The following is a 13,500-nucleotide window of genomic DNA, read 5'->3' on the forward strand; positions in this document are numbered from 1 at the left end:
TACTGACAACTGACCACTGACTACTAACCACTGACTACTGACCACTGGCAAGACTCTATGCTCTTGTGGTTTTTATGATGAAAATCAGCGATAGTTTGGGCATAAATCTTTTTCAGTCGTTGGACGTGAATATCAATAGTAAATTCTTGCTGAAACCAAGCTTGAGCTTGTTCACCCATCAATTGGCTTTTTTGATAGTTTGTAGCTAATTCATTGATAGCAGCAGCTAATTTTTGAATACTATTTAATGGAACTAGAATACCTGTTTTGCCATTTCGCACATGTTCAGGAATGCCACCAACAGCGCTAGCAATGATTGGTCGATAGTGAGTGTATGCTTCTAGAGTCACAAGACCAGCAGGTTCAGGCCAAAGGCTAGGAAACACCACCGCTAAGCATTGTTGATAAAGTGCAGCTAATTTGTCACGATCGCACCAACCATGCCAAGTAATGCGATCGCTTAACCCCATCTGATGTGCTAATTTTTCCATATTGGGTTTACCCCAACCATCACCAGCAATATCAAGATGAATTTGTGGATCAGTTTTTGCTAAGGCTTTAATTAGCCATTCAATGCCTTTGTAAGGAACAATCCGACCAGCAAATAAAATTCGCTGATTTTGATGAATTTCTCGACTTAGAGGTGCAGTAGCGCTTGTAGCTGGTTGAACGCCACAGCGCAGTGTAATTACACGTTCTGGTGATAGACCACTACTAATGATTTGCTGACGCACATAATCACTATTAGCAATCACCGGAATTTGCAGTTTTTTGAGTGTCTCTAAAGAATGATCAGCATTCTCCCAATTTTGTAGAATATTTTGGGGGCGGCGACTTCCACAGCCATCTATTAAATGTCCCCAAGCACATCCTAGAGGATTCATCGGGCGATCGCAAAGTCTACCACGATCTGCTAAATACTTTGTACCACTAGGACAGTAAATAGAGTGATTATGCAGAGTAAATACTACCGGACACTCTGACCGTAAATCCATTAACATCTCTAAATCATGCACATGAAGCAACTTAAACTGACTTTGATCTACATTTTTCAAATCAGTGATTACACCATTGCTTACACCTGAAAGTCGTGACTGTACCAAGGAAGCTACATAAGTTTCAATACCACCACCTCCTGTAATGTCAGCTTGAGAGCAGTGATAGATCATTTTTGTATCAACTACTGAATTATTCATTGTTTAACTTGTGTTTGACTTTAGTTATAGAAGTATTCAAGTTAGTTAAGATTTACCTACACTCAACCAAAACTTATGTCTAACATCGCTGACATAATGTCTTAAACTGATTTCTTTTTTTGCAAGTTTATCTAAATAAATAAACTGATCTTCGACACTAAGAACATATTTTTGAGAACAGAGAGGTTTACCATGATTGTGATGAATTGTCAAATGTACAATTGTTTGTTCTGTAAAATAAATCGCAGGTTCTTGAAGATTTGCCAAACGTTCAATAGCAAAACTCCAATCTAGTTCCTGCTTAAATAAAATAAATCCCCCATTAACTGGATTCAACTTTTCAGAATTGTGGTAAATCAGCCGTTCATCCAAAGAGCTAGAACAATCAGGTAAATAACGAGAATATTGATCATCTGAACTACTTACACCAATTAAGTCAAGCCCACCGGGAAAAAACAAAATATCTGAGTCTGTATAGATAGTTGCACCATTCACAGGAATTGACATTAATGCAGCTAATTTTTTACCCATTGGATGTAACTGGGCATAATCCCAAACGCATTGAGGTAAATCCGTTCTCAGAATTTTTGTTAAAGGTATCACCTCAACACAAGGATGAATGCGACGCAATAAACTAGAGCTAAATTCAGTGTAGCTACCATCAGAGATAACAGTGAATGTTTGGGGAATACCAACATGACGAATAAATGAGCGAATACTGGCAACTTGTTCTGGTAAGTCACGCTCACAAGATAACGCGTAGACACTTATCGGTACTTTTTGAGTTACTTTGAGGGGAAAACTAACTATTTGATTCAGCGCTGCTTTATATAGATGACGATGAGCTTTTCCTTGAATTTTGGCGGTATGATAACCTACATTTACCATTGATTTTTCCTCAAAAACTATTAATAATTAAGCCTCGTTGAACAGATAATTTGTAATTATTAACGATTACAATTACGAATTACTTTGACCCATTTCGTATTGCATTTGGTGATATTTCCAAAGCTTGCCTTGCAATTCCAGTAGTTCTTGATAATTGCCCTGTTCTACGATCCGACCTTGTTCTAGGACTACAACTTTATCTGCTTTGGCAATGGTAGAAAGACGGTGAGCGATCGCAATTACTGTTCGACCGACAGCCAGTTTTTCTAAAGATTCTTGAATTAGACGCTCGGTTACAGAATCTAAGGCGCTGGTGGCTTCGTCTAAAATTAGAATTTCTGGGTCACGTAGCAAAGCACGAGCGATCGCTATTCGCTGGCGTTGTCCTCCAGATAACCGTACACCCCGATCTCCCAGTTGCGTATTAAAGCCTTCGGGCATTTGTTGAATAAATTCCAAGGCATTGGCTAATCGCGCCGCTTCTCGAATTGATGACCCATGTGCGCTTGGTGTGCCGTAAGCAATATTATTCCAGACGGAAGTGTTGAAAATAAATGTATCTTGACTAACAACAGCAATTTTGCGTCGCAGTGAGTTGATTTCAAAGTTCCGGACATCAACTCCATCAATTAAAACGTTACCTTCTATCGGGTCGTAAAAGCGAGGAATTAAATCTATTAATGTACTTTTTCCTGCACCAGTTGCTCCGACTAATGCCGTCGTCTTACCATTTTCAATGCTGAGGGTAATATTATTTAAAACCAAATTATTGGCATTGTAACCAAAATCTACAGAGACTATATCAACTGAATGCTTTAATCCAGTAAATTGCAATTTGCCGTTTTGTAAATAATGTTTGTTGTCAGTTCTCACTAATTCTTTAATATTATCTGCTGCTCCTTGTAGTGTACTCAAATGCGCTCTAGTACCATTGATATCTTGAACGATTGGCACAACTCTAAACAATACAAAAAAGAAAGTCAATAAAGAAGCTACTTGTAATGTTCCATTGACTACAAAAACAGTAAAGGCAAAAACAATCATCCCGATGAGAATTGTACTTGCGATCGCTTCAGCTAGAGGTCTAACTAACGCCCACGTTAATACAACATTAGTGGAAGTGCTAACTACTTTATTACTAGCATTATAAAAACGCTGCCGTTCAAAGTCTTGAGTCGCAAATGCTTGTACTGTTCTGATGCTGTTAATAAATTCTATTGCTGTTGAGGTAAAGTGGCCATTAGCAATGGAAGTAGTAAAACTCGTTTCTCTAGCTCTAGCATTTAACGTTGATAATCCCACTCCTACAAGGGTAAATAATAGCAAAGAAGCGATTGAAAGCTGCCACGATAGCAAAAACATCGAAATAAAATAGACTGTGGCTGTCATGGCTCTAGTCATCAAAAATGCTGTGCCGCTGAACCACTGTTTAATTCTTTCAATTTCTGTAGTAATTGTATTAATCAGTTCACCAGAACGAGTTTGCACAAAGTAGCTAAGTGGTAGTCCTTGCAACTGTTCAAAAATTTGCTTACGTAGGCGATCGGCTAAATGCAGTTGAGTTATTTCTGTATATACCTGGGCTAAATAATTGAAACCAGCCCGCATCCAAGTACTCAATAAAATCAGAATGGATATGCGATACAATCGATTAATTGCTGAAGTATTAGCAGCTAACACTAAAGTATCAAACCATTCAACTCCTATGCGAATTGGTGCAGCATCAGGATTTGTTAAACTTTGTAAAAATGAAAGTAAAAAACCGATACTAAAACCTTCAAATGTGGCTGCTAAAAATGAAAATATTAACGCTAAAATAGTGACTTTTCGGAAGTGTTTAAACTCACGCAATATTAAGTAGTTTTTTTGCCAAAAGCTAGTAGCCTTAAACTGATTACGGAGTGGTTGAGTAAATTGGAAAATCATGGGCATTTTTTAACAGACTTTAGGTGATTCAGGCAAATAGCTACGGGGTAATTAGGTGGCGCAAATAAAGTTAACTAGTACTGCTGTGCGTAATGACGCTCCTGCGTCACTACCGCTGCGCTAACGTAATTCGTAATTACAAATTTGTATTAGGATAGTCGTTTGTCATTGATCAATACAAATAACCAGTGACAAATGACGACCCTCACAAAAACAACACAATACCTTGGTGGTAGATTATAGTGTTGGGCTATCTAAATGCAACAGATTAGAATCTGTCTGTACATCCCATGAACTTGTAATTACTGGTAGTTTGTTGAGTTGTTTTTGTCCGACTAAGCCAAGATATATTGCATCTTCTAAAGTCCAACAATGAGAGTTTAACAAACTCATTTCACCCCGTAGCACATTGAATAACTGAGGCAGATTGTCCAAACCATATTTACGCATCCAACGCCCTAGGATTGCTCCTTTATGCTTTGCTGTTGTGTCAAACTTGATGGCTCTAAAGAGTCTACCTCGTTCGCCTACATGCCACTCACGGGAGAAAATTGACCTTGGCGATTTCATTCGCATCAGTATCATCAATCCTAGAATTATTGGACTTGTTAACAACAACAATACAGACGCTAAAATCCCATCAATTAATCGTTGCAGCCACATTAAAGATTTGCTACTTTGTTTAGGCAGTTTCTTACCTGAAGGTATGCGGAGAAATATTGGTTTATGAGCTTGTTCACATGCCTCAGCCCAAAACCGCAACCAAGTTTCACCAAGTTTTGGGTTTATGCTGACTAAGGTTATAGGTGAATGTTTTAAACATTCTATTAATAATTGCTCGTTATCTACAGAAGGTAAATATAGTTGATTTGCTTGAGTTGTGGACTTCACTAATAACTGACCCCGTCGCCATTGGAGAATGCAATATGGAGAGCGATGGTCTTGGGGTTGTTGGGGCGCTTTATAATTCTGTATAGTGCGAATTATTGAAACTGTCATATTTCTTGAGATTTATACAATAGTAAGTTGCTGAGTTGATATCAAAGGCTATTAATGCCAAAGACTCTGATCCGATTTTTGTTTGGTTTCCAAAGATATTTTGTCAAGTTACTGAAGTGGCAACTATACATCTTGGGATTTTTTCGACTTGACAAAAATACTGATTAGCGGTTATGAACTTGTTACATCAGAACGAATGAAAGTTATTTTTCTCTTTGTGTCTTGGTGCGGGCAGTCCGTTCAAGTCGGGAAACCCGCCCACACGGCTGCCCTCGTCTCTTTGGTTCAAGATTTTTTCACCACTAAGACACAAAGACACAAAATTTTTTCAAGTCCGATGGCTAGCAATTAACCTTTATGAAAAACTTGTGGGGAGAACCAATCCACTCTTGTTGTTTAGCTATTTAGGATAAGTTTCAATATCTAGGATATAAGACTCTGTAGAACTGACTATATGCTTCAATGGATTCTTTATTTACTCTTTAAAGAGCTGTGGCTTTTACCAGCTAATTATAAAGGTCTCGTAAACATACTTAATTATAAATGATGATCACGCGATTAATTTTAACCATAAAAAAGTTTAATTATTACAATTCAATTTAATACTTGTTTCTGGAAAATTATCCTGTTCAAATCAAACGCAACTATGTATTTTATTTAACTAAAAATCCTAATTTTCCAAAGATTCTCTCTCTATAGATTGTTGCCGGAAAATTCCTGTATAAAATATCTGTGCGATCGCACCTGCTAAAATGCGATCGCACAACTTGGCATTGCTAATTTTTTGCCCTATGCCCTCATTACCTACTTTTCCACCGCTTGTTGCAGGGCAAGTTGATATTGCTTTTGAGGATATGGTACGTAAGTGCTACTGGAGTTGGAAACTCCGTTGGCTACAACCCCAATCAAATTTAACTTACTAAGCATAGCTGTAGCTTGGGCAAGCTGGGTACGAGTCACTATGCCAATGCTGGCGACCATGACTACACTCCGACAAGATGAGGCTGTGAGCATAGCATCTACCAAACCCAAAACAGGAGAGGCATCGATGAGTACTAAATCATAGTTCTCTTCAAATGTTGCCATTAATTGCATCATGCGTGGAGAACTCAAAAGATTTGCTGGGTCAGCAGGTCTAGGCCCGGCGGTCAAAATATCAATGTAGGCTGAACCATAAGATTGAATCCCCACTTGATTGGGCAGGGTGATATCGCTTGCCAACAATGTTGAAAGTCCTTGCTCGTTAGGCAGATTCAGCTGTTCATGTAGACTCGGTTCGCGTAAATTGGCATCAATCAATAGTACTCGTTTGTGTAAACGCGCCGCACTCATCGCTAAACCTAATGCCAAAGCTGACTTACCATCATCGGTTAAAGCCGAGGTAATCATCAAAGATTTCAAGCTGGCGACAGAGTTGAGTAACTCAATATTTTTGTAAATCAGATCCAACGATTCCCAACGCGGCGAGGATTGTAATACCTCGACTGTCCAGGGGGCTAATACTTCTGGCTTACCAAAAGGCAATTGAATCACTGATTCTTTGGTTTTAGCAGGTGGCAGTTTGGGAGTTGTACCCAACAAAGGTAAGGCAAACTGCTTCTCCAATTCAGCAGTAGTGTGAACAGAATCATCAGATGCTTCGCGAATGAAAGCAGCAACGCCTCCCAACATTAACCCAACGACTGCGCCTAATAAAAGATTCTGTTGGAGATTCGGCCCCATCTTTGCACCTTTTTGAGGTTCTTCTACAACTTCCCAATTAAATCCACCCTTGGCCAGTTCTTGACGTAATTGCTGTTCTGCTCTCAATAGTTGCTCTAACCGTTCACGGCTAAATTGTAACTGTGGCAGGATGCGGTTGTAGTAAGCCAACAAAGGGGGAAAGCGTTTGATTTCAAAACGTAGCTGATTTTCTTTTTGGGCTAGAGTTTGATCGCGCGCACCTAAAGCCACTATGGTTGTTTGGGTCTCCACCAACTGGCCAGCCAGATTCAGGTCGATTTCACCGAACTGTCCTTGTTCTAAAAGAGGCATTTTAGAAGCGAATACACCCGCAGACTGGATACCTAAAGTCCTACCTACCTCTTGTTGCAATAACTCCTTCTGACTTTGGAGTTGTTCTCTGAGCTTTTCTACACTCGGAGTTGCATCTGTAAAACGTAAGCGTTCTTGAGCTAGTGCTAATTCTGTTTTTTGAATTTCGTTAAGTAAGCCTTGGTAGCGAGTCGATTGACTCAGACGAGAAGCAACCAAAGCATTTTTTGGAGAACGATTAAGTTGTTCTTGCAAAGATTTCTGGCGTGCTAAAGCTTCTTCGTATAGAGAACGAGTATTACGGCGCTCTTGCTCAATATTGTTCAAAGCATCTTCAAGGGCTTTAGCTTGTGACACCGGGTCGATTAAATTCTGGTTTCTGCGGAACCGTTGGAGGTTAGTCTCAGAGGCATTAACTTCTTCACTAGCCTTACTTAACTGTTCTCTGATTACTTGCAGACCTTTTTGTAGACGTGAATCTTGTTGCTGCTTGTTATAGTCCACATAAACTTGACGAATGGCAGCCAGAACCTTTTGAGTCTTTTCTGGATCTCCATCGCTATAGTCTACTTGGAAAATTTTTGTAGCGACATCATCTTGTTTTGTTCTTAACTGATTTAAGACCAAAGTATTTTTAATATCGGTCACAGTCATATCAGGATAGTCAGATTTCAGGAGATCAACAGCTTTTTGAATCAATCCTGAACTCTGCATCAGGTTAAGTTGAGTTGCAGTATCTATTTGAATATCAGGCTCTGTAAACTGATTTTCTATACCAACTCCTTCTTGTTTGCCTTGATAGTTAGGTTCTACTAGCAACTGCATTGAGCTTCTGTAGGTAGGTTTAGTTCTAACAGTCACAAAAGCGGCGATCGCAATTGAAGCAATAAATGCTGCTAAAAACCAAGGAAATCTCCGCACGAACACTGAAAACATTTGCCCATAGCTTGGCTCTGGATCAGAAACGGGATTTATATGAGGATTTAGACTAGTTTGAACCACGTTTATTATCCTTTAATTGATTAATTTACACTAGAAGGTTGATTAATAACTTGCTCAACCTTATTAAAAAAAACTGGTTCCGAAAAATTGTTTACTGCATGATTACGAATATTTTCATAATTCCAATTGATTTGTCCGGAATGTAGTAATGCAGCTTGCAAAGATTCGGGTGTTTGTCTTTTAAAAAACACACCTGTCTGACCATGTATTTGAGTATCTAATACTCCACCTGCTCCGTAAGCAATGACTGGTGTACCACTAGCATTTGCTTCTACTGGTACTAATCCATAGTCTTCTAAAGCTGCGACAATAATCGATTTTGCTTTAGAAAACAAATCTTTGCGCTGGCGATCGCTTACATGTCCTAAAAATTCAATATTATTTAATGCTTTAGATTTTAAACGTGCTTTTTCAGGGCCATCACCTGAGATTAATAATCGCCAACCCAACCAATTAAAAGCCTCAACTATAATATCAAGACGTTTATAACTAATCATTCTGGCTGAGGCCAGATAATATTCATCTTTTTGATCTGAAAAAACAAAGTTACTGGTATCAATTGGATAATTAACTACAATTGCTTGTTTGCCATAAACGCTTTGAATCCGACGAGCCACAACACTAGAATTGGCAATGTAAAGGTCAGGTTCCTGAGCATATTTCAGGTCTACATTTCTCATCATTTGAAAAACGTGTTCAATTAAAGGAGCAAAATATCTATAGTCTCCGTACTCCTTTAAATAAGTTTCTGTATCCCACAAGAAACGAGTTACATTATGGCAAAAGCAAACATGTCTTGCATCTGAGCGTTTGCGTACTGCTTTGGCGAAGCTGGTACTACTGCTAACAATCAAATCGTAGTCTTGCAAGTCTAGCGCCCTAAAAGCAGGAAAATAAAAGGGAGCCATCAATCTAAAATACTTAACTGCGCCGGGAATTTTTTGCAAGTAAGTTGTTTTGACTATGCGCTCACCCATCTCAATAGTTTTTTGCGGATCGTATAAAGAAGTGAAAACATCCGCTTGGGGGTAACGCTTACAAAGCAGCTCAAATACGCGCTCTGCTCCACCGCGCTGGGTTAAGTAATCATGGACTAGAGCAATTTTCATAAGCTTTAACCACAGTTTATCTAAATTTTGTGTGAACACTTCCCAGCAAGTTGCAATCAACAACTTAAGTGTTCAGTTAAGAATTACTTGTCCAAAATAATTCTGATAAATATTTGTACTTGTTATGTTTATGCCTGAATGATGAGATGTCAGTAGGGTGCGTTACGCCACAGGCTAACGCACCATCCTAGATTTGCGGTGCGTTAGGACTAACATCCATAATGCACCCTACTTACTACTACTTGCTACTAACCAACTGTTGCCAATATTTTGGCTGGGACAAAATAAGCGTTTTGCTCAGCTCGTAGTTGGTCGCAAAGTCTACCTTCAGGTAACTCTACATCATCGTAAGTTAGGACTTGATCTTGAGGAATATCTCGTTTGAGACGACAACCTTCAGCTAAACCCATTGGTAAAAGTTGTTGTTCTTGAACGATGGGAGAATTTTCACATTGACCATAAGTCATGTAATAACCGATACCATCAAGGGTTTCTCCGGCTTTGAGGTCTATTTTGGCTGTGGTGACTACATCTACTAACGGACCAGCTAGGGGAGATAAAACAGCATCACCGAATAAGACGGCACGAGCAACAGATAGTGGAACTTCAAAATGACAAAGATGATAAGGAGTATAAAAGCTGTAAAGAGGGCCTTCACCTAATTTGTACAAGTTGAGGTAATGACGTTGCTTGGGGTCGTCGTGAGTAGCATAGACAAATACACCGGGGCCTGGTTTTGCGCCTACTACATAATCGACAATGCCGCCTAGTTGCTGGAGTTGTTCGACATCATACATTTGGGTCATCTCATCGACATGACCGTTGAAGTCGTATCCTAACATACCTCTTTTGGCAACTTGCATCCCTGTGGCATTAGCAACGATCGCCTGCTCGAAGGAAATTTTTGTCCCGTCGGCAAAACTAGTTACCATGTGAGCTTTTTGACCCCAACGCTTGGCAAATGCTTCTTGAGTCGTAGGATTACGATAGGGGTCTTGGAGTCCTTTAATGTTACCGCACAACAACGGAGTCAGACCAATGCTTTTGACAAATCGGTAAAGATTCATTTCCACCCCTGGCTGATCGCCATCACAGGCGCTGAGAATCACGCCAGCTTTGTCGGCATAGACTTTGAGGATAGGACCAATTGTGCCGTCAAGTTCGGCATTCATCATAATTACATGTTTGCGATGAGCGATCGCTTCCATGACAACATGAGCGCCAAATTCGACTGCGCCTGTAACTTCAATAATTGCCTCTATGCCTGCGGCTTGGCACAATAACATAGCATCTTCGGTGACTGCATATTTATCGTTAGCGATCGCATCTTCTAATTCACTGCGGGTGGAGACGATTTGTATATCTTCAATTCCCGCCTCCATATAAGCTTTTTTGGCTGCATCTATCTGACGGTTGAAGATTGCAACTAATTCCATCCCCGGAACAGAATTGATGATTTGATTGGCAATACCTCTACCCATAAAACCAGCACCAATCATCCCGACTTTAATGGGATTACCTGCGGCGGCGCGTGCTTGTAAGGCGCGATCAATAATAATCATTGTTAATTCCTTTATTTACCAGTTGTCAGTTGTCAGTTGTCAGTGGTCAGTGGTCAGTTGTCAATGGTCAGCTGCTACTTAATTCGTTTAATTTATTTAGGATAAATGACCTTGTTGTTAGTTATTAATTGTCAATTGTCAGTTGCTACTGACAACTAACTACTGACCACTGACATTTTATTAAACAGTTACTTCTAAAGGGTCAGGACTACCAATAGGCATCGTTTCCAACAAAGGCCAATTTAAATCTTTCTCGGAAATCACCGTTACTTCTAGAGGCCATTCAATATTAAAAAATGGATCGTCGTAGCGTAGACCTCGTTCATATCCTGGTGTGTAAAATTCACCCACTTGATACACTACTTCAGTTTCATCTGTGAGTGTTTGATAGCCATGAGCGAACATTTCGGGAACATATAAAGCGCGACGATTGGCTGCGGTTAGTTCTACACCAATATGTGATAAAAAAGTAGGCGATTCTGGACGCATATCAATAATTACGTCATAGATAGCACCTTTAGTACAGCGAATTAATTTTGTTTCTGCTGCTGGGGCAAGTTGATAATGCATTCCCCGCAATGTGCCTTTTTTGTAGTTAAAAGACAAGTTACATTGAGCAACTATTGGTTTTAATCCGTGTGCTGCAAATTCTTGAGCGCAGAAAGCACGGGCAAAAAAGCCACGGTGGTCTGACTTTTCTTCTAAATCAATGATGAATGCGTCTTGGAGTTCTGTAGTAGTAAAAATCATGATTAAACTCTGGTAAATGTTAACTACATAAATAAAATTATTTATGCAAAATTGTGCAATCAGCTTGATAAGGTTTCTAACTCTGGTCTTGGATATGTATTATCCCAATATTGGTTGCATAAATCTGGCTTTTTCGGCGGATTGGCAGTATATGCAAAAAATAAAGTTGCTCTTTCTTGTGTGCGGATCGTTCCATGATGCAAAGCAATTTTCGGGTCTACTATAATTACTGTACCTGCTTCACCTGGACAGGATTTCCAAGCAGATTCGGGAATAATTTTTTTTAGTTCTTCATCTGTAATGCCAACGTAACCTGCCTGCCAAAGTTTATAGTAAATGCGATAATAATTCAAACTCCATAGGGAAGTTAAAGATATTGGTAAATATTCAAAAGGTCCATGTTTTTTTTCTACATCTGTCAAATAGATGATAATTTTAATCATCCGTCGATCTTCAGAATCTTTATGCCATAGCAACGTGCCAAACTGTTGCTCATTAGGAAAATCTTTGCGTAAATGTACGCCGTGAAAAATAATGGGAAGACCAATATATTTTTCGATGATATTGAGTAACCTTGGTTCATTTCCCCAGTTAGAAAATTCTGGTAAATCTGTGACTTGATAAATATGTGGCAATTTTTGGTTAAAATTGTCGTGATTTACCTTGGTCATTATGGATAATTGTTTCAATGCAGCTTGAAGTAATTCTGGAGTAGAATTTAAACCTAAATCTGCTAGTGTTGTAATATGAACACCCGATTTTTTGAGATTGTCTAAAATCAAGCGATCGCCTGACTCCAAAACAGGTAGTTTTTTGGCATGATGCCAAAGTTTTTTTCTATAAACTAACTCAGAATTGAGTGCCGATAGTTTGCCTGTAATAGTTTTTAGCATGGCATGGCTACCTTGTTTTAATTATCGATTTACTATGAGGCGATCGCTTATGATAGTTAGTTCGCAATTCTTGTGCAGATGGCTCACTATTATCAAAGATTTGAAACTCTTTAAAAGCCACAATATCAAAAGCCGAAATACTGACTAAAGTCAAAAAAGGAACTAATGTTTTGATGGCAGAAACAGGCCATCTTCTCAAAGCACCTAAAAAGACTTTTATGCTAACTTCTTTAGAGTTGTGTAAAAGCATTTGCCTACAAAACTGCTTAGAATATCCGGCTTCTTCAAGTTTCAAAATAACTTCAGGGATGTGTTTGTATTGCATTAACAGTGCAGATTTAGGCTCTTTTTGCCAATAACTCACACCAACAATACATTCTAGATAAGTTTCCTTAGTGACAATTACATCACCATTGGCAGCACAATAACCAGCTAAATATGCCAATGATATCCAATTGTTGGCAGCGTCTGGCCAAGATTGTAGAGCGCGTTTTACTAAGTCAGTACGATAAACAGTAGCAGTCAGAAAAATCACAGCACCAACACTTTTAGCAAAACAGTGTTCAAATATAGTTTTACCATCACTACTAGCATCTTCAATATCGGCATCAAACCAGCGATTACCAGTTATTGTTGGTGGATGTACTGGTTCACCAGTAATTTTATTTCTCCCAGAGAAGTTGAGAAATAATAATGATAATTCTTCATTTTCTTTGAGCTTATTAATTACATAATTAACGGCTCTATCTTGAATAGGATCATCATCTCCAATTGTCCAAACATATTTTGTAGTTGCGGAATTTAGGCAGTACATAATATTTCTCATTACGCCTAAATTTTCCGGATTTCTATTAGTTTTAAAAGAGATATCGCTCAGGTGTTGTTGCCACTTACTGATTACTTCTTGAGTATGATCAGTAGAACAATTATCAGAAATTAAAATTTCGCAATCCAATTCAAAACCTTTGATAGCTTGAGCCAGCCATGCCAACTGTTTATCAAGTAACTCAGCACGATTATAAGTAGGTATGGCAATGGTCAACAATTTGTTCATTTTTAAACCAACAGCTTGTTAAGTAACTAAACAGAATTAATTACACACCTTGTTTATCTGTTCTCTGTTCACTTCTATGAGATGCTT

Annotated in this window: 10 protein-coding genes; all 10 read right to left on the bottom strand. The window is 38.9% G+C overall.

The window, feature by feature from the left end:
- Positions 1-23: 23 nt before the first annotated feature.
- A complete protein-coding gene (locus QI031_RS12495) occupies positions 24-1,196 on the bottom strand; it encodes a glycosyltransferase family 4 protein (RefSeq protein ID WP_281485460.1) in 1,173 nt (390 codons plus the stop codon).
- Between the two features lie 45 nt (positions 1,197-1,241).
- The gene (locus QI031_RS12500) at positions 1,242-2,084 is read right to left on the bottom strand and encodes a hypothetical protein (protein WP_281485461.1); all 843 of its coding nucleotides are present in this window, start codon (positions 2,082-2,084) and stop codon (positions 1,242-1,244) included.
- A gap of 72 nt (positions 2,085-2,156) precedes the next feature.
- Entirely contained in the window at positions 2,157-4,010 is a 1,854-nt protein-coding gene (gene hepA, locus QI031_RS12505; RefSeq protein WP_281485462.1) for a heterocyst formation ABC transporter subunit HepA, read from the bottom strand.
- A 237-nt stretch (positions 4,011-4,247) separates the two neighbouring features.
- Positions 4,248-5,009, bottom strand: a complete 762-nt coding sequence (gene hepC, locus QI031_RS12510; RefSeq protein WP_281485463.1) for a heterocyst development glycosyltransferase HepC — start codon at positions 5,007-5,009, stop codon at positions 4,248-4,250.
- Between the two features lie 804 nt (positions 5,010-5,813).
- Positions 5,814-8,045 (bottom strand): GumC family protein, encoded by a 2,232-nt coding sequence (locus QI031_RS12515; protein WP_281485464.1) that lies wholly within the window; start codon positions 8,043-8,045, stop codon positions 5,814-5,816.
- A 20-nt stretch (positions 8,046-8,065) separates the two neighbouring features.
- Entirely contained in the window at positions 8,066-9,154 is a 1,089-nt protein-coding gene (locus tag QI031_RS12520) for a glycosyltransferase (RefSeq protein WP_281485465.1), read from the bottom strand.
- 248 nt (positions 9,155-9,402) lie between these two features.
- On the bottom strand, positions 9,403-10,716 hold the full coding sequence (locus QI031_RS12525) for an NAD(P)H-dependent oxidoreductase (RefSeq protein WP_281485466.1): 1,314 nt from the start codon (positions 10,714-10,716) through the stop codon (positions 9,403-9,405).
- A 180-nt stretch (positions 10,717-10,896) separates the two neighbouring features.
- Positions 10,897-11,466 carry a dTDP-4-dehydrorhamnose 3,5-epimerase gene (gene rfbC, locus QI031_RS12530; protein ID WP_281485467.1) on the bottom strand — a complete coding sequence of 190 codons (570 nt, stop codon included), beginning with the start codon at positions 11,464-11,466 and terminating at the stop codon, positions 10,897-10,899.
- A 59-nt stretch (positions 11,467-11,525) separates the two neighbouring features.
- Positions 11,526-12,359, bottom strand: coding sequence for a phytanoyl-CoA dioxygenase family protein (locus QI031_RS12535; protein WP_281485468.1), 834 nt, complete (start codon positions 12,357-12,359; stop codon positions 11,526-11,528).
- A gap of 7 nt (positions 12,360-12,366) precedes the next feature.
- Entirely contained in the window at positions 12,367-13,413 is a 1,047-nt protein-coding gene (locus QI031_RS12540; protein ID WP_281485469.1) for a glycosyltransferase family 2 protein, read from the bottom strand.
- Positions 13,414-13,500: the final 87 nt, after the last annotated feature.

The sequence above is a fragment of the Halotia branconii CENA392 genome (genome assembly GCF_029953635.1).
GTDB lineage: Bacteria > Cyanobacteriota > Cyanobacteriia > Cyanobacteriales > Nostocaceae > Halotia > Halotia branconii.